The following is a 14,671-nucleotide window of genomic DNA, read 5'->3' as shown; positions in this document are numbered from 1 at the left end:
GTTGAACCTGCTGTGTGCACGTACCTCACTGAGCAAGGGTACGGCGACCCGCGCGGGCCCCTTCAGGGCCCCGGCACGGGCCCCGACGCGGGCTCGGACAGGGACTTGGGCGCGGGCTCGGACACGGGCTCGGACACGGGCTGCAGAGCGGGATCCGGCACGGGCACCGGCTCCGGAACGGGCTCCGGCAGCCGCTTCGGCCGGCGCCGCCCCTTGAGCGGCCGGTCCGGGTCCTCGTCCGCGCGCGGCAGCCGCCGGTGGCCCTCCGAGTGGTCGTTGACCCAGCCGCACACCCCGCACGCGTACCGGCCGTCGAGCCCCGCGATGTAGGTGCCGCAGCGCCGGCACTCCGCCTCGGTCAGTTCGGGCGGGGACAGCGGGACGGTGGATTCGGTTCGCTCCTCGGGGAGGTGCGCCCCGTGGGGCCGAGGGGTCATGGCCCGCAGCGTACGCGGGCGGAGGGGGCCGGTCCGTAAAGGCCCCTACGCATTCTGCACACGATCGGATGAATGTGGGGCAGAGAGGGCGGCATCGGCGGAGTTCGCCGCTACATTCACGCCGTTCACAGGGCCGGGACCCCGGTCCGTCGCGTCAGGAAACCGTGGAGCCGATGACGGAACGACCTGCCCAGCGCGTCCCCAACCGGCAGCTCGCGGCGCTGATCGCGGAAGCCGGGTTCTCCAATGCCGGCCTCGCCCGCCGCGTCGACCAGCTAGGCCTGGAGCACGGTCTCGACCTGCGGTACGACAAGACCTCCGTGACCCGATGGCTGCGCGGGCAGCAGCCCCGCGGGACCACTCCGGCGCTGATCGCCGAGGTCTTCACCCGCCGCCTCGGACGCCGGCTCTCCGCCCAGGACCTCGGTCTGGACGCCTGCGCGCCCGTGTACGCGGGGCTGGAGTTCGCGGCCACCCCGGAGGAGGCCGTGGACATCGCGAGCGGGCTGTGGCGCAAGGACTCCGGTTCGCACGCCGAGCTGCGGAAGATCGCCTTCACCCCGGCCGGGCTGGTCGTGCCCAGCCGGGACTGGCTGATCGGCCGGGCCGACGAGCGGGTCGGCCGGGGCGCGGAACCGTCCGCGGCCCGCGTCCCGCTGCAAGGTCGGACCTCGGTGCCCCGGCAGCGGCAGATCGACCGCGGCCCCGGGCAGCGCGTGACCAGCGGGGACATCGCGGCGCTGAGATCGGTCAGCGAGCTGTTCCGGACCCTGGACCAGGCCTACGGCGGCGGGCACGCCCGCCAGGCCCTGGTGCGCTACCTGGAGCACGAGGCCGAGCCGATGCTCCGCGGGACCTACGGGGAGACCACCGGGCGGCGGCTGTTCTCGGCCGCCGCCGATCTGACCAGGCTCGCGGGCTGGACGTCCTACGACATCGCCGCGCACGGGCTCGCCCAGCGGTACTTCGTGCAGGCGCTACGGCTCGCGCAGGCGGCCGCGGACCGCCCGTACGGCTCGTACGTGCTGGTCACCATGAGCCGGCAGGCGGTCTACCTCGGTCACGGCCGCGAGGCCGTGCAGCTGGCCCGGGTGGCGCAGCAGGGCGTCGGCTCCGGCCCGCCGCCCGTGGTGCAGGCGCTGCTCCATTCGGCGGAGGCGCGCGGACACGCGGTCCTCGGCGAGGTCCGGGCGTCGACCGCCTCCCTGGTGCGGGCCGAGCGCGCGCTGGGCGCGGCGCGGCCGGGGGACGACGTCCCGCACTGGGCCAGGTTCTACGACGAGGCGCAGCTGGCGGACGAGTTCGGGCACTGCCACCGGGACCTCCAGCAGTACCGGGCCTCGGCGCAGCACGCGGAGCGGTCCCTCCAGCTGCGGGGGCCGGCGTACGCGCGGTCCCGACTGTTCTGCCGGGTGGTGCTGGCCACGGCTCGACTGGGCCTGGGCGAGTTGGACCAGGCGTGCGCGCTGGGCGCGGAGGCGGCGCAGCAGGCGATGGAGATGCGGTCGGTGCGGGCGGTGGAGTACGTACGGGACTTCGAGCGGCGGCTGGAGCCCTACCGGGACGCCTCGGCCGTGCGGACCTACCGGGACCGGGTGGCCGCCCTGTCCTGAAGCGCCCCGGGACACGCGGCAGGGGCCCGGTCCTGTCACGGGACCGGGCCCCTGTTGTCGGCTGTGGTCCTCAGGCCGCCACCGGGAGTGCGGGCCCCGGGGCGACCGGGAGCCGGATGCCGAAGTCGCGCAGGACGGCGCCGGTGGCGCGGCGGGCCGAGTGCAGGGCCCCCTGGACGGTGTTGGTGTCGCGGTGGTCGCCGCACACGTACAGCCCGGCCAGTACCCGTACGGGACGCCGCATGTCGTGCGGCGGGGGCATCGCGGGGACCGCCTCCGGGGTGTGGTGGACGGCCAGCAGTTCCCACTCGCGGGTGGGGGTGTCGTAGAGCCGGGCCAGCCGTGCGGCGACCGTGCGCACGGGCGGCGGCGGGCCGAGCACGGTGGTGGTGACCAGGCTCCGGCCGGCCGGGGCCCGGGTCGGGTCGACCGCGCTCATCACGGCCGTGTGGGAGACGGGCCACTTGGGGTCCCCGTCCAGGAGCAGCGAGCCGTCCCGGGGCAGGGGTGCGGTGGTGGCGTGGTGCAGGACGGTGACCTCGTGGAAGGCGGGCACGCGCAGGCCGGGCAGGAGCTCGGCGGCGGCGCGGGCCCCGGTGGCCAGGAGGACGGAACGGCAGCGGAAGTCGCCGTGCTCCTCGGTGGTGACCAGGTTGGTCGCCACCGACCGGACCCGGACCCCGGTCCGTACGGTGCCGGGCGGCAGGGCGGCAGCGAGCAGGTCGGGCAGGGTCGCCGCGCCGCCCTCGGGCACGGCGAGCCGGCCGCGGGCGAAGGTGCGCAGGGCGAGGTCGGCGACCCGGCTGGAGGTGGTGAGCTCCGGGTCGCGCAGCAGGGTGGCGAGCAGGGGGCGGAGCGCTCCGTTCAGGGTGCGCGTCGGCAGCCCGCGGGAGCGCAGGGCGGCGTGGGCGGTGCGCTCGGGACGGGCGAGCAGCTTCTCCTCGGGCAGGGTGGCGAGCCGGCCGAGGGCGGCGCTGATCCGGGCCTGGTCGAGGGAGCCGCTGGCCAGGGCCCGGGCCGGGGTGAGGACCCCGACCCGCAGCTGTTTCCCGTCGGTGTGGACGAGGACGCCCGGGGTGAAGGGGCGCAGGTTCAGGGCCCGCAGGCCGGGTGTGCGTTCGAGCTCCGCGTACGAGGTGTTGAGCAGTTGCCCGATCCGGTCCAGCCGGAACCCGTCGGCGGACTCGGTGGCCATCCGCCCGCCGGGGTCGTCCGCGGCTTCCAGGACGGTGACCGTGACTCCGGCGGCGATCAGGTGCTGCGCTGCCGCGAGTCCTGAGACTCCGGCTCCTACGATGACGACGTCCGCATGGTGTGCGGCATGGTGTGCGCTGCTGAGCACGTGCCCCTCCCCGAGGTCGGCGCGGCTGTGTGGGAATCCTCCTTCCCCCAACCGGTTAAAGGGGAACCCCAGTTCGGCGTGACATTGCGGTCAACTCCGGTCGCACAGCGGTCGCATATGGGTCACGAACGGTCGCACGGTGGTCGCACGCGGATCTCACAGCGCGGCGCGGATCGCCTGCTCGATGCCGGGGTCGTGGAAGACGAAGCCGGACTCCAGCAGCCGTGCGGGCCGGGCCCGCTGACTGCCCAGCACGTCCTCGGAGAACTCCCCCAGCACGACGCGCAGGGCCACGGCCGGTACCGGCAGCAGCGCGGGCCGGCGCAGCACGCAGGCCATGGCCTCGGTGACCTGGCGGTTGGTCAGCGGCTCCGGGGCGGTCAGGTTGACCGGACCGGACAGGCCCGGGGTGTCGATGATGTGCCGCAGCGCCGCGATCTCGTCCCGGAGGGAGATGTACGACCAGTACTGGCGGCCGTTGCCGAGCCGGCCGCCGATACCGGCGCGGAAGATCGGGAACATCCGCCCCCAGGCCCCGCCCTCACGGGCCACGACCAGCCCGGTACGGGCGAACGCGGTCCGGATCCCGGCGTCCTGGGCGGTGACGGCGGCCGCCTCCCACTCCACGCAGACCGAGGACAGGAACCCCTGCCCGGCCGGGGCCGACTCGTCGACGGCCCGGTCACCGGTGTCCCCGTAGTAGCCGACGGCCGATCCGCTGACCAGGACGGCGGGCGGCTCGTCGAGGGCGGCGAGGGCGTGCGCGAGCGCGGCGGTGCCGAGCACCCGGCTGTCGCGGATCTCCCTCTTGTACGCGGCCGTCCACCGGTGGTCCCCGACCCCGGCCCCGGCGAGGTGCACGACGGCCCCACAGCCGGCCAGGGCGGCGGGGTCCACGTACCCGCGCACCGGATCCCACCGCGCCTCGTCCGCACCGACGGGCTCCCGCCGCACGAACCGCACCACCTCGTGCCCGTCCGCCCGCAGGGACCGCACGAGTGCACTTCCGATGAGCCCGGTCGCCCCGGTGACAGCAATGCGCATGCCCCCCATCCTGCCGGGTCGCTGCGCTGGCCCGGCGGGATTCGGGGGCGCGTCGTTGTCCTTCGCCGGACGCGCGTACCCGGGCCGGCGTCACCACACGGCGCTCCGCGCCCGCGCCTCAATCGCCGGCGGGGCTGGTTTTTCAGCCCCGCCGGCGATTGAGGCGCGGTCAGGCGGTCGTGCCGAGCCAGGTGCCGACCGCGTAGGTCACGGCCATGGCCAGGGCACCGCCGGCCACGTTGCGGGCGACCGCCCTCGGCACCGGCGCCCCGCCCAGCCGCGCACTGATCACCCCGCACAGCGTCAGCGCGGCCAGCACCGCCACCACCGTCACCGGCACCCGCTGCGACGGCCCCGGCAGGATGATCGCCAGCAGCGGCAGCAGCGCCCCGACCGTGAAGGCGACGAGACTGGCGAAGGCCGCGTGCCACGGGTTGGCGAGCTCGTCGGGGTTGATCCCGAGCTCCACCCGGGCATGGGCCCGCAGCGCGTCCCGCTCCGTCAGCTGCTCGGCGGCCTCCCGCGCCACGTCCCGGCTGAGCCCCCGCTCGGCGAGCAGGTCGGTGAGTTCGTCGAGCTCCGCCTCCGGCTCTTCGGCCAGTTCCCGGCGTTCCAGGTCGAGTGCCGCCCGTTCGGAGTCCCGCTGGGAACTGACGGAGACGTACTCCCCCGCCGCCATCGACAGCGAGCCCGCCAGTAGCCCGGCGACGCCCGCCGCCAGGATCGCCGAGCGCGAGGTAGTGGCCCCCGCCATACCGACCACCAGACCCGCGGTGGAGATGATCCCGTCGTTGGCGCCGAGCACACCCGCGCGCAGCCAGTTGAGCCGCGTGCTGATCTCCGCGCTCTGCGAGCCGTCGCCCTCGCCGTGCGCCTCGACGTGGGCCTTGCCGGGCCGTTTGTCCGCGCCTTCGCTTGCCGTCACGCCCCCACTGTCGCGGCCCGGGGCGTACGAAGCCACCCGGCGGGCCGGTCCGGGGTGCGCGGGCCCGGCCCCCGTACCAGGGTGGAGGGGTGAGACGCGGACGTCAGGAGACGGGCCGGCTGCGCGGCGAGCCGCCGCCGCGCTGGGCCCGGATCGCGCCCGCGGCGGCCCTGGTCGTACTGGTCCTGGCCCAGGCGGTCACCCCGGGCGCGGAGCTCGGGTTCTTCCTGGCCGGTCTGCCCCCGGTGGCCGCCTTCGCGTACGGGGCGGCCGGGACCGCGGCCTTCGCCGGCATCGTCCTCCTGTTGCTGGGCGTCCACTCGCTCGGCGTCGCCAACGCCCGGGGCACGGACCTGGCCACGGTGGCCGTCGTCGGCGTGCTCAGCGTGGTGATCGCCTGGGTCCGTCAACGCCGGGACGCGCAGCTGGTCAGCGTACGGACGGTGGCGGAGGCGGCCCAGCTCGCGGTCCTCCCACCGGTGCCGGAGCGAGTGGGTCCGGTGCGCTGCTCGGGCCTCTACCGGGCGGCGCAGCACGGCACGCTGGTCGGCGGCGACCTGTACGACGTACGGGCCGGGCCGTACGGGGTGCGGGCGCTGGTCGGGGACGTCCAGGGGCACGGGTTGGCGGCGGTCGGCACGGTGGCGGCGCTGCTCGGGGCCTTCCGCGAGGCCGTGATCGACGACGCCGGACTCGGGGCGGTCGCGGCCCGGCTGGACCGGCGGCTGGTGGCGGACGCGGCGGCCGCGGCGGTCGAACATCCGGAGCTGTTCGCCACGGCCGTGCTGCTGGAGTTCCCGCCGGGGCTGGATGTCGTACGGATCATGTCGTGCGGGCATCCGTCGGCCCTGCGGGTCCGCGGATCGACGGTGGAAGAGGTGATCGTCGAGCCGGGGCCGCCCCTGGGCCTGGGGCTCACCGGTCCGACCCCGCCGGTCGCGACGGAGCTGGCGGTGCTCCCCGGGGACCAGCTGCTGCTGCACACCGACGGCGTGACGGAGGCCCGCGACTCGACGGGGCACTTCTACCCGCTGGCCGCCCGGGTACCGGTACTGGCACGCGACCCGGCGGGCCTGGTCGGGGCGGTGTGGCGGGACCTCGCGGCCTTCACGGAGGGCGGCCCGAACGACGACGTGGCCCTGCTGCTGCTGTCCCTGGACGGACGGGACCCGACGGCGTAGGCCGTGTGCCGGGCGGTCCCGACCGGCCGCGCTCGGCCGGCCGGGACCCCCTGTCATGCAGTGCGTGACGCCTGACGCCTGACGCCCCTGACGCCTCACGCCTGACGCCCCTGACGCCCCTGACGCCCCTGACGCCCCTGACGCCCCTGACGCCTACGACTCCATGATGAACGCGCGCACCATCTTGCAGGTGACGTTCGACGGCCGGTGGATCCCCGTCCGAACGGCCATCGTCCGGATCTTCCGGTTGGTGGCACGGCGGGCGTCGTACGTCCCCGAGTCGAGCAGGGATATCGCCAACCGCATCGCCTTCAGACGGCGGTTGTGGCTCTCGTACCACTCGCGGGGCAGCCCCGCCGGCAGCGGCTTCTTCTTGACGTGCTGGACGGTGGTGGCAGTGGCCATCTACAGCCTCCCAAACGGTAGTTGGCTTCCTGTCGTTCTTCCTCGATTTTACCGGGGACCACTGACAAAAGGCCCTGGCCAGACCGACCCTGGGTAGGGTTGACGCCATGGAGATCTGGATCAATCCCGCCTGTTCCAAGTGCCGCAGCGCCCTGACCCTGCTGGACGCGGAGGGCGCCGATTACACGGTGCGCCGCTACCTGGAGGACGTGCCCTCCGAGGACGAGATCCGCGAGGTGCTCGGTCGTCTCGGTCTGGAGCCGTGGGACATCACGCGCACCTCGGACCCGCTGGCCAAGGAGACCGGCGTGCGGGACCTGCCGCGCGAGGAGACCGATGCGGCGCGCGGACTCTGGATCGCCCACCTGGCCGCTCACCCGAAGCTCATCCAGCGCCCGATCATCACCGCCGAGGACGGCACGGCCGTGGTCGGCCGCTCCGAGGAGGCCGTCCGCGAGGCCCTGTCCCGCAAGGGCTAGAGGAGGCGCCGGGTGACCTCCGCGGCGGCCGTCAGCGGCAGCGCGTGGTGCGGGACCCCGGGCAGTACGTCGACGCGCGCGCCCGGCAACGCCGCGCGCGCCGCCCGGGCCGCGCGGCCGGAGTCGTGGCAGCGGGCGAGCCCGGCGAAGAGGACGTCGACCCGGGGGCCCGCGCCCGCGGACCGAGCGAGCCCGGCCAGGTCCGGGCGCGGCCCGGTGACCGGCCGCACGGCGGGGAAGCCGGCGCCCTCCTCCTGCAGCCGCAGCCAGGCCGGATCCAGCGCGGCCTCGCGGGACTCCCAGGCGAGGAAGGAGCGGACCCGCTCCGGGGTGGGCCGCACCAGCATGGGCAGCGCGCGCAGTACGTAGCCCGGGCGCAGCCCCGCGAAGACCTGGGTCGGGTCGAGCAGCACCAGGCGGCCGAGCCGGTCCGGGCGCCGGGCGGCGTAGTGGGCGGCGATCCAGGCCCCGTACGAGTGCCCGGCGAGGGTCACCGGCCCGTGCTGCGGGCCCAGCCCGTCGAGGACGGCGTCGAGCCAGCCGACCAGGTCCCCGGGGGACCGGATCGCCCGGTCGGGCGCCGGAACGCTGAGCCCCGGGTCCCCCACCAGGTCAACGGCGTGCACCCGGTGGGCGCGGGCCGCCCCGGCCGCGACGCAGGCGCCCCACACGGTGGAAGTGGCCCCGCCGCCGGGCAGCAGCACCAGCGGCGGCGCGTCGGCCGGACCGCAGCGGTTGACGCGGGTGACCCCGTACGGGGTGGCCAGGTCGACGGCCTCGACGGGGCCGGGCCACCGGCCGAGCACCGCGTCGTAGGCGGCGCGGAAGGAAGACGTCCGGTGCATGTGCCGCTCCAATGCCATGTCCGATGCCATGTCCGATGCCTCAGCCAATGGCTCGTCCAATGCCTCACCCAATGCCTCGCTGGGCGATAATCTCGCTCAACGAGAGATTTTGCCAGGGGGCGACATGGACGACAGCAGGGACCCGGACCACCGGGAACCCGAAATCGAGGAACCCGACAACCTTCGGCTGGTGCACCTCCTCCGCGCGGTGACCGTCGAGTTCGGCCTGCGCCAGGCCGACTTCGCCGCCCGCAACGGCATGCACCCCACCGACGTACGCGCCCTGATCTGCCTGCTCGACGCGGCGCGCGCGGCCGAACCGGCCACCGCGGGCCTGCTCGGCGCCCGGCTCGGCCTCAACTCCGCCGGCACCACCGCCGTGATCGACCGCCTCGAACGGCTCGGCCACGTGGCACGCGTCCGCGACGACCACGACCGGCGCCGGATCCTGCTGCGCGTGGAGCCGGCGGCGATCCGTCTGGGCCGGGAGTTCTTCGGGCCCCTGATCGACGGGGTGCTCCAGGTGCTCGACTCCTTCGACCCCGCCGAACGGGAGACCGTGCGCCGCTTCCTGACCGCCACCCACGCCGTGTTCGCCCCGGAGCCGCGCCCGTGACCGCCCCCGACCAGGGACCCGGCGGCGCCGACCTGCACCTGGAGCTTCCCGCCGGGGGCGCCCGGCGGACCGCCCTCGCCCAGGCCCTGCGCAGCGCGGTGCGCAGCGGCCGACTGGCCGGCGGGACCCGGCTGCCGCCGTACCGGACCCTGGCCGCCGACCTCGGGCTGGCCCGCAACGCCGTCGCCGATGCGTACGCCGAGCTGGTCGCCGAGGGCTGGTTCACGGCCCGGCAGGGCTCCGGCACCCTGGTCGCCGAGGGGGTCGCGACCACCGACGCACCGGCCACGACGGCCGGGCCCGCACCCGACCGCCCCCGCCACGACCTGCTCCAGGGCAAGCCCGACCCCGCCTCCTTCCCGCGCGGCGCCTGGGCCGCCAGCGCCCGCCGGGCCCTGGCCGAGGCGCCCACCGAGGCCTTCGGGCCCGGCAATCCGCAGGGCCGCCCCGAACTGCGGCGGGCCCTTTCCGGCTACCTGTCCCGGGCGCGGGGCGTGCGCTGCGGCCCCGAGAACATCGTGATCTGCTCCGGCTTCGCCAACGGACTGCGGCTCCTGACGTCCGTCCGGCCCCGCGACTGGGCCGTCGAGGCGTACGGGCTCCCCTTCCACCACGGCATCCTCCAGGCCGCCGGGGTCCACCCGCACCCCGTCACGGTCGACGAGGACGGCGCCCGCACGACGGAACTCCCCTCCCGAGCACGTACGTTGCTGCTCACACCGGCGCACCAGTTCCCGACGGGCGGCCGCCTGCTGCCCGCGCGGCGGGCCGCCGCCGTGGAATGGGCCCGCGGCACCGATGGCGTGATCGTGGAGGACGACTACGACGGGGAGTTCCGCTACGACCGCAAACCGGTCGGCGCGCTCCAGGGACTGGCCCCCGAACACGTGGTGTACGCGGGCTCGCTGAGCAAGAGCCTCTCCCCCGCGCTGCGCCTGGGCTGGCTGGTCCTCCCCGACATGCTGCGCGACCAGGTGCTGGCCGCGAAGGGGCTGCGGGAGTCCTGGGCGAGCACGCTGGACCAGCTGGCACTGGCCGACTTCATCGAGTGCGGGGCGTACGACCGCCACGTGCGCCGGATGCGGCTGCGCTACCGGGGCCGCCGCGACCAACTGGTCACCGTACTGGCGGCACGCGCCCCGGAGGTCCGGGTGACGGGCATCTCGGCCGGCCTGCACGCCGTACTGGAACTCCCCCGGGGCCGGGAATCCGCCGCCCTCGCGGCGGCCCGCGCCGCGGGCCTGGCCCTGGACGGCCTGTCGTCCTACCAACACCCGGCCGACCCGACCCCGCCCCGCGAGGGCCTGGTGGTCGGCTACGCGGCACCCCCGGACTCGGCGTTCACCCGGGCCCTCGAATCCCTGGCGGGGGTGGCGGGCGGGCCGGAATAAGGAGGATCGGGAGCCGGGCGGGCGGCATCAGGGATGGGTATGGGGGTTTCCCGTCAGTCCCATCCCTGATGCCGCCCGCCCGACTCCCACCCACCGAAGCCCCCGCCCCGGGTCCCGGCTATACCCGCCCGCCCGACCCTCCCCGAAGCCACCGCCGCGCCTCCCGGCTCCGGTGCCTCTTCACCTCGCCCCCACCTCGCGCCCCCTAGGGTGGCCAGGGCAGCAAAGTGGGACGCATCAGACCAAAGGGACCCGTTGTGAACGAGGAGCAGCAGCCACACGGCCGGGCGGACCAGCCGGCCCTCCCCTCCGGGGCGGGCTCACGACCCGGGCGGCGGGGGGCCGACTGGATGTTCGGCGGGGTGTACGGGACCGTGCTGGCCAGTGCGCTGCTGGCCGCGCTGCACCAAAAGGGGGAGGAGTTCACCCCGTACTACGACGCCAGCTGGGTGCTCGTGACGGCCGCGACCGCCGGGCTCGCGCACGGCTACTCGCACCACATGGCCTCCCACCGGGGGGACTCCGCCGGGCACCGGTGGCGGATGCTGGGCCTGGCGCTGTGGAACGAGTGGCCGCTGATCGTGGCCGCACTGCCCACCGTCCTGCTGCTGCTCGCCGCCGGGCTCTTCGACTGGGACGCCTACGCGGTGAGCGCCGTCGGGCTGGGGCTGAACACCGCCCTGCTGTTCACCTGGGGTGCGCTCGTCGCACTCCGCGTGGGCTATCGGCCCGGCTCCGCCCTGGCGATCGGCATGGCGGACGCCACGATCGGCCTGGCCATCATCGTGGCGAACGCGGTGATCAAGTAGCGCGGCGGTCAGGTGGGGAGCTGCGCCTCCGCCTCGGCCAGGATCTCCGTCAGTCGGGCCCCGAACTCCGCCCCGCGCGGATCCGGCACCCCCGTCCGGGCCGCGGTGAGCAGCGCGTCCAGGGCGCGCCCGTAGGCGCCCGGTACGTCGCTCCAGCCGGGCAGTTCGTGCACGCCCTCGGTGCCGCGCAGTTCGAGTCCGACCCCGGCGGCCGCGCGCGGCGCGCCCAGGCTGAGCACGGCGGTGCTGGCTGCGCCGGAGGTGTGCCGGAGTGCCAGTTGGACCACGTCGGAGGGGCCTCGGGTGGCGCTGATCTCGGTGACCTCTCCGAGGACCGGGATCAGGACGGACAGGGCGTGCGGGCCGACGTCCCACAGCCCGCCCTTGGCCTTGCGCCAGGGCGAGTCGGCGTAGGCGCTGGGCGTTCCGTCGGAGGGGAAGACGGCGCCGAGCCAGTGGGCCGCGGCCGTGAACCAGCCGGTGCGTGCGGCCTGTTCCTCGACCCAGCCCGCGGTGGGCTCGGCGAAGCGCAGGGTGAGGAAGACGACGGAGGCGACCCGGTGGCGCGCGACCGCTTCGGCGACGGCGCGGGCGTCCTCCACGGTGGTGGCGACGGGCTTGTCGAGGAGCAGGTGGCATCCCGCGGCGGCGGCGCGGACGGCCATGGCGGCCTGTACGTCGGGCGGCAGGGCGAAGGCGACGGCGTCACACTCGGCGAACAGCTCGTCGGGGTCTTCGTACACCTTCACGCCGTACTCGTGCGCCAACTCGGCCGCGGCCTCGGGCCGGCGGCCCCACACTCCGGCGAAGTCGGAGCCGGCGTGCGCGGCGAGGGCGGGGGCGTGGGTGCGGTGCGCCCAGGGGCCGGTGCCCAGCAGCCCCACCCGGGGGCGGCGGCCTGCGGGGGCCCGATCGGCGGTGCCGGCGGTATCGGCGGCACCTTCGGCGACGCGGTCGGCGGCGCTCTCGACGGGGCCCTCGGCGGAGTTCCAGTCAGACGAAATGCTCACGCGGCCAGTCTGCCCCACCCGGACGGGCGGGCCGCCACCAACCCGCACAACCCGCCCGGCCTGCGGTGCAAACCTCGGTAACACGGGGTTCACACACGGGCAACGGAAGAGAAATCGCGGGCGGGCACGCTGCGGTCATCACCGCAGCGATGAAGCAGCGACCAGCAGCACCCGCAGAGTCTGAGGATGGGGCCCGTGAGCTACAAGGCTGAGTACATCTGGATCGACGGCACCGAGCCGACGGCGAAGCTTCGCTCCAAGACGAAGATCATCGGGGACGGCGGCGCGCTGCCGATCTGGGGCTTCGACGGATCGAGCACGAACCAGGCCGAGGGTCACGCCTCCGACCGCGTGCTCAACCCGGTCTTCTCCTGCCCGGACCCGATCCGCGGCGGCGACAACGTCCTCGTCCTGTGCGAGGTCCTGAACATCGACATGACCCCGCACGAGTCGAACACCCGCGCGCTGCTGCGTCCGGTCGCCGAGAAGTTCGCCGCCCAGGAGCCGATCTTCGGCATCGAGCAGGAGTACACCTTCTTCGACGGCATCCGTCCGCTCGGCTTCCCGGTGGGCGGCTTCCCGGCCGCGCAGGGCGGCTACTACTGCGGTGTCGGCTCGGACGAGATCTTCGGCCGCGAGATCGTCGAGAAGCACCTGGACCACTGCCTCGCGGCGGGCCTGAGCATCTCCGGCATCAACGCCGAGGTCATGCCCGGCCAGTGGGAGTTCCAGGTCGGTCCCGTCGGTCCGCTGGAGGTCTCGGACCAGCTGTGGATCGCGCGCTGGCTGCTCTACCGCACGGCCGAGGACTTCAACGTCTCCGCGACGCTGAACCCGAAGCCGGTCAAGGGCGACTGGAACGGCGCGGGCGCGCACACCAACTTCTCCACGAAGGCGATGCGCGAGGACTACCGCGCGATCATCTCCGCGTGCGAGGCGCTGGGCGAGGGCAGCAAGCCGCTCGACCACGTGAAGAACTACGGCGCCGGCATCGACGAGCGTCTGACGGGTCTGCACGAGACCGCCCCCTGGAACGAGTTCAGCTACGGCGTCTCGGACCGCGGCGCTTCGGTCCGCATCCCGTGGCAGGTGGAGAAGGACGGCAAGGGGTACATCGAGGACCGCCGTCCGAACGCGAACGTGGACCCGTACGTGGTGACCCGTCTCATCACGGACACCTGCTGCGCGGGCCTGGAGAAGGACGGCCTGGTCTGACGACCAGAACCACCAGACCACCAGACCACCAGCACCACCGGGCTCACGCCCGGCCGATGACCACTGACAGCGCCCGCCGCGCCCCCACGGGGTCGGCGGGCGCTGAAGCTCCTATTGGCTGTCAAGCAGTGGTGAGCCAGTCGCGGTAGGCGTTGGCGAGGTTGTCGTCGCGGCGGGTGCCGCGTTCGATGCATGAGATGACCGATGGCCAGACGCCGAAGTGGTGGGCGACGGCGGTGAGGGTGATGTTCTTGGCCTGGCGTGTGGGCCGCAGGTCCGCGACCTCGGGGACGGCGACCGTCGTGGTGAGGTAGCGGAACACTTCCCGGGCGATGGCCCGTTTGAGGAGGCGGATGATCTCCTTCTTGGTCCGGCCGGCCGCGGTCTGGCGGGCCACGTAGTCGCGGGTGCGCTGGTCGCTGGCCATGCGGACGAGGGCTATCCGGTAGAGGGCCGCGTTGGCGGCGCGATCGCCGCCTCGGGAGAGGCGGTGACGGTTGGTCTTCCCGCTGGAGGCAGGAACGGGGGCGACCCCGCACAGGGCCGCGAAGGAAGCTTCGGTGCGGAGACGGTCGGAGTTGCCGCCTGCGGTGATCAGGAGCTGGGCCGCGGTGTCGGGGCCGACGCCGTAGGCGCCCCGCAGGCCCGGATTGTGTTCGGTGACCACACTGTCGAGTGTTGCTGTGAGCTCGTCGTGTTCAGCGGTCAGGGCCTGGACGCGTCGGGCGAGGCTCTTCAAAGCGCTCAGCACGGCGGTGTGGACGGCGTCTGTCGTTGCCGTGAGCCGCAGTCGTGCCAGGGCATCCATGAGCGGCTTTCCCCGCAGGGCCCGATAGCGGGCGCGGATGGTTTCGGGGGCGCTGACGAGGATGTGCCCGATCTGGTTCATGGCGGCGGTGCGGGCTTTGACCGTGGACCGGGCGGCGTTGTGGAGGGCGCGTATGCCAGTGACGGTCTCGTCCTTGGGCGCGCTGGAGGCGCGTCCGGAGAGTGCGGCGCGGGCGGCGGCGTAGGCGTCGATGGGGTCGGACTTGCCGCTGCGGCGGCGTTCGGCGCGGTCGGGGCGGTTGACTTCGAGCACGCTCAGGCCATCGGCGACGGCGGCGCGGGTGAACCCGGTTCCGTAGGACGCGGTGCCTTCCACGCCGATCGCGATCACGTCCCCGTGGGCGCAGAGGAAGGCCAGGGCTGCCGTGTATCCGGCGGTGGTGGTGGGGAACTCTGCGTCGGCGAGGTGGCCGCCGTTGTCGGTGATGACCGCGACGTGGATGGTGTCGGCGTGCGAGTCCACACCGCCGAACACCCACTGGCCGCTCGTGCCCGCTGTGTCCGCTGCTGTCATGCTGGAGGCGCCTTCCT

15 protein-coding genes are annotated in these 14,671 nt (G+C 74.3%); 7 read left to right on the top strand and 8 right to left on the bottom strand.

The features are described 5' to 3' along the window. Positions 1 to 62: 62 nt before the first annotated feature. Positions 63 to 437, bottom strand: a complete 375-nt coding sequence (locus OG386_RS30335; protein ID WP_328790744.1) for a hypothetical protein — start codon at positions 435 to 437, stop codon at positions 63 to 65. 173 nt (positions 438 to 610) lie between these two features. Between OG386_RS30335 and OG386_RS30330 the strand changes: the two genes are divergently transcribed. Then, positions 611 to 2,050 carry a regulator gene (locus OG386_RS30330; RefSeq protein ID WP_328790743.1) on the top strand — a complete coding sequence of 480 codons (1,440 nt, stop codon included), beginning with the start codon at positions 611 to 613 and terminating at the stop codon, positions 2,048 to 2,050. A 70-nt stretch (positions 2,051 to 2,120) separates the two neighbouring features. Here OG386_RS30330 and OG386_RS30325 read toward each other — a convergent pair whose 3' ends face one another. The 3 genes from OG386_RS30325 to OG386_RS30315 all read right to left on the bottom strand — a co-directional run bounded on the left by OG386_RS30325 (position 2,121) and on the right by OG386_RS30315 (position 5,274). Next, complete coding sequence (locus OG386_RS30325; RefSeq protein ID WP_328790742.1) at positions 2,121 to 3,392, bottom strand: NAD(P)/FAD-dependent oxidoreductase; 1,272 nt, start codon at positions 3,390 to 3,392, stop codon at positions 2,121 to 2,123. A 156-nt stretch (positions 3,393 to 3,548) separates the two neighbouring features. After that, complete coding sequence (locus OG386_RS30320) at positions 3,549 to 4,445, bottom strand: TIGR01777 family oxidoreductase (protein WP_328790741.1); 897 nt, start codon at positions 4,443 to 4,445, stop codon at positions 3,549 to 3,551. 160 nt (positions 4,446 to 4,605) lie between these two features. Further along, positions 4,606 to 5,274 (bottom strand): VIT1/CCC1 transporter family protein, encoded by a 669-nt coding sequence (locus tag OG386_RS30315; protein ID WP_327388649.1) that lies wholly within the window; start codon positions 5,272 to 5,274, stop codon positions 4,606 to 4,608. A gap of 176 nt (positions 5,275 to 5,450) precedes the next feature. Here OG386_RS30315 and OG386_RS30310 point away from each other — a divergent pair, with 176 nt between their 5' ends. Continuing rightward, positions 5,451 to 6,542: a PP2C family protein-serine/threonine phosphatase gene (locus OG386_RS30310; RefSeq protein WP_328790740.1), complete on the top strand. Its 1,092-nt coding sequence runs from the start codon at positions 5,451 to 5,453 to the stop codon at positions 6,540 to 6,542. A 153-nt stretch (positions 6,543 to 6,695) separates the two neighbouring features. On the opposite strand, the gene OG386_RS30305 is transcribed toward OG386_RS30310, so the two are convergent. Further along, on the bottom strand, positions 6,696 to 6,947 hold the full coding sequence (locus OG386_RS30305; protein WP_030012991.1) for a hypothetical protein: 252 nt from the start codon (positions 6,945 to 6,947) through the stop codon (positions 6,696 to 6,698). 107 nt (positions 6,948 to 7,054) lie between these two features. Between OG386_RS30305 and OG386_RS30300 the strand changes: the two genes are divergently transcribed. After that, complete coding sequence (locus OG386_RS30300; protein WP_030012990.1) at positions 7,055 to 7,426, top strand: ArsC/Spx/MgsR family protein; 372 nt, start codon at positions 7,055 to 7,057, stop codon at positions 7,424 to 7,426. Here OG386_RS30300 and OG386_RS30295 read toward each other — a convergent pair. Next, the gene (locus OG386_RS30295) at positions 7,423 to 8,271 is read right to left on the bottom strand and encodes an alpha/beta hydrolase (protein WP_328790739.1); all 849 of its coding nucleotides are present in this window, start codon (positions 8,269 to 8,271) and stop codon (positions 7,423 to 7,425) included. The genes OG386_RS30300 and OG386_RS30295 overlap by 4 nt on opposite strands. 124 nt (positions 8,272 to 8,395) lie before the next feature. Here OG386_RS30295 and OG386_RS30290 point away from each other — a divergent pair, with 124 nt between their 5' ends. From OG386_RS30290 to OG386_RS30280, 3 genes are all read left to right on the top strand, one after another. Beyond that, positions 8,396 to 8,887 (top strand): MarR family transcriptional regulator, encoded by a 492-nt coding sequence (locus tag OG386_RS30290; RefSeq protein WP_328790738.1) that lies wholly within the window; start codon positions 8,396 to 8,398, stop codon positions 8,885 to 8,887. After that, complete coding sequence (gene pdxR / locus OG386_RS30285) at positions 8,884 to 10,278, top strand: MocR-like pyridoxine biosynthesis transcription factor PdxR (RefSeq protein ID WP_328790737.1); 1,395 nt, start codon at positions 8,884 to 8,886, stop codon at positions 10,276 to 10,278. Before OG386_RS30290 ends, pdxR begins: the two co-directional genes overlap by 4 nt. 257 nt (positions 10,279 to 10,535) lie before the next feature. Further along, a complete protein-coding gene (locus OG386_RS30280; RefSeq protein ID WP_328790736.1) occupies positions 10,536 to 11,087 on the top strand; it encodes a hypothetical protein in 552 nt (183 codons plus the stop codon). Positions 11,088 to 11,095: 8 nt separating this feature from the next. Here the strand turns inward: OG386_RS30280 and OG386_RS30275 are convergent, their stop codons facing one another. Then, complete coding sequence (locus OG386_RS30275) at positions 11,096 to 11,971, bottom strand: Gfo/Idh/MocA family protein (protein ID WP_327388648.1); 876 nt, start codon at positions 11,969 to 11,971, stop codon at positions 11,096 to 11,098. Positions 11,972 to 12,292: 321 nt separating this feature from the next. Here OG386_RS30275 and glnII point away from each other — a divergent pair, with 321 nt between their 5' ends. Further along, entirely contained in the window at positions 12,293 to 13,312 is a 1,020-nt protein-coding gene (glnII, locus tag OG386_RS30270) for a glutamine synthetase (protein ID WP_328790735.1), read from the top strand. A gap of 121 nt (positions 13,313 to 13,433) precedes the next feature. Here the strand turns inward: glnII and OG386_RS30265 are convergent, their stop codons facing one another. Then, complete coding sequence (locus tag OG386_RS30265; protein ID WP_328787263.1) at positions 13,434 to 14,654, bottom strand: IS110 family transposase; 1,221 nt, start codon at positions 14,652 to 14,654, stop codon at positions 13,434 to 13,436. Between the last annotated feature and the right edge of the window lie 17 nt (positions 14,655 to 14,671).

It is taken from the genome of Streptomyces sp. NBC_00273, from assembly GCF_036178145.1.
In the GTDB taxonomy this organism is placed as follows: Bacteria; Actinomycetota; Actinomycetes; order Streptomycetales; family Streptomycetaceae; genus Streptomyces.
This window is presented reverse-complemented; position numbering and strand designations above follow the sequence as displayed.

Coding starts and splice junctions, on each gene's coding strand:
- OG386_RS30305 (WP_030012991.1), bottom strand. CDS start 6,947: ATGGCCACTGCCACCACCGTCCAGCACGTCAAGAAGAAGCCGCTGCCG.
- OG386_RS30330 (WP_328790743.1), top strand. CDS start 611: ATGACGGAACGACCTGCCCAGCGCGTCCCCAACCGGCAGCTCGCGGCG.
- OG386_RS30265 (WP_328787263.1), bottom strand. CDS start 14,654: ATGACAGCAGCGGACACAGCGGGCACGAGCGGCCAGTGGGTGTTCGGC.
- OG386_RS30300 (WP_030012990.1), top strand. CDS start 7,055: ATGGAGATCTGGATCAATCCCGCCTGTTCCAAGTGCCGCAGCGCCCTG.
- OG386_RS30295 (WP_328790739.1), bottom strand. CDS start 8,271: ATGCACCGGACGTCTTCCTTCCGCGCCGCCTACGACGCGGTGCTCGGC.
- OG386_RS30335 (WP_328790744.1), bottom strand. CDS start 437: ATGACCCCTCGGCCCCACGGGGCGCACCTCCCCGAGGAGCGAACCGAA.
- OG386_RS30320 (WP_328790741.1), bottom strand. CDS start 4,445: ATGGGGGGCATGCGCATTGCTGTCACCGGGGCGACCGGGCTCATCGGA.
- OG386_RS30290 (WP_328790738.1), top strand. CDS start 8,396: ATGGACGACAGCAGGGACCCGGACCACCGGGAACCCGAAATCGAGGAA.